Source organism: Acinetobacter pecorum (assembly GCF_014837015.1).
In the GTDB taxonomy this organism is placed as follows: domain Bacteria; phylum Pseudomonadota; class Gammaproteobacteria; order Pseudomonadales; family Moraxellaceae; genus Acinetobacter; species Acinetobacter pecorum.
This window is the reverse complement of sequence record NZ_JACSPT010000043.1, coordinates 1-1238: the sequence shown is the minus strand read 5'-3', so window position 1 is coordinate 1238 and position 1238 is coordinate 1. Positions and strand designations below refer to the sequence as shown.

Annotated in this window: 1 protein-coding gene; it reads right to left on the bottom strand. The window is 41.9% G+C overall.

The window, feature by feature from the left end; all coding sequences use genetic code 11:
- Positions 1 to 6 precede the first annotated feature (6 nt).
- Positions 7 to 1166 (bottom strand): IS3 family transposase gene (locus H9629_RS15260; protein ID WP_191731454.1). Its coding sequence is split into 2 segments (ribosomal slippage): positions 7 to 932 and positions 932 to 1166, totalling 1161 coding nucleotides; the frame shifts between segments, so codons are not numbered across the junction.
- Positions 1167 to 1238 lie beyond the last annotated feature (72 nt).

The following is a 1238-nucleotide window of genomic DNA, read 5'->3' as shown; positions in this document are numbered from 1 at the left end:
TTGATCCTAGACAGTATTGTGGACAGTCGGTCCCTCTAAACTCTTAAAATGTTTCTGTTCAAAGGTTTCTGGGCTTAACCAGCCGTTTGCGGAATGCCTTCTGACCCGATTGTAATAAATCTCAATATAGTCAAACAAGACAGCAGTCGCCTCTTTTCGAGTGGCAAACACACTGCCATGTATCACATGACCTTTCAATGTATGAAAGAAGCTTTCGGTCACTGCATTATCCCAACAGTTCCCCCTGCGTGACATACTTTGAATACAGTTATTCGTTAATAATAGCACCCTAAAATCACGACTACAGTACTGTGAGCCTTGATCCGAATGTACCATGACACCCGTTGGATAACCCTGACGAGCCATTGCATAATTAAATGCATCACACACCAATTGATGGTCTATTCGATGGCTAGTTTGCCAACCCACAATACGACGACTAAATAGATCCAGCATCACACATAAATACAGCCAACCTTGCGTGGTACGGATGTAGGTAATATCCGTTGTCCAAACCTTGTTGGGCTGAATGACTGTAAATTGACGCTCCAACAGATTTGGTGCTGTAGGCAAACGATGGTTTGAATCTGTCGGATGCTTGTATTTACGTGCAATCCTGCTACGTAAACCAAGCTTTTTAAGCATTCTTCCAACGGTTCGTTCGCTCATGCTGTAACCTAAATCATGCATGTCATGTACCAATGAAGGTGCACCCAATCGTGCATGATGCTGCCAATATACGGCTTTTAAATCATTATATTTTTGCGCTGTATTGGCCTGGCGTTTTCGCCAGGCATAATAGCCTGAAGTGCTGACACCCAGGCATTTACAGACAGAAAATACAGTGACTCCATTCACAGCTAGATCTTGAATTACCGTGTACTTTTCTTGGAATGATCTGTCAGAAAGTACACATGCGCTTTTTTTAAGATGTCATTGGCTTCCCTGAGCTGTTTAACTTCTTTCTCTAATTCCAAGATCCGCTGTTGTTCTGGTGAAAGTTGACGTTTGCTTGAACCTGCCGGATTGGTTTCACGAATCCATTTATCTAATGTTGAATAACCTACACCTAATTTCTGGGCGATTGTAGCTACAGACTCGTGTGAGTTTGAAAGTGCATAATCAATTGCTTGCTGTTTAAATTCAGGACTAAAACGTTTGGCCATTTCTTGTATCTCCAAAGTTAACGTTACGTTATCTTTAGAGGGAAGTACTGTCCATTATTTTGGCTAGGATCA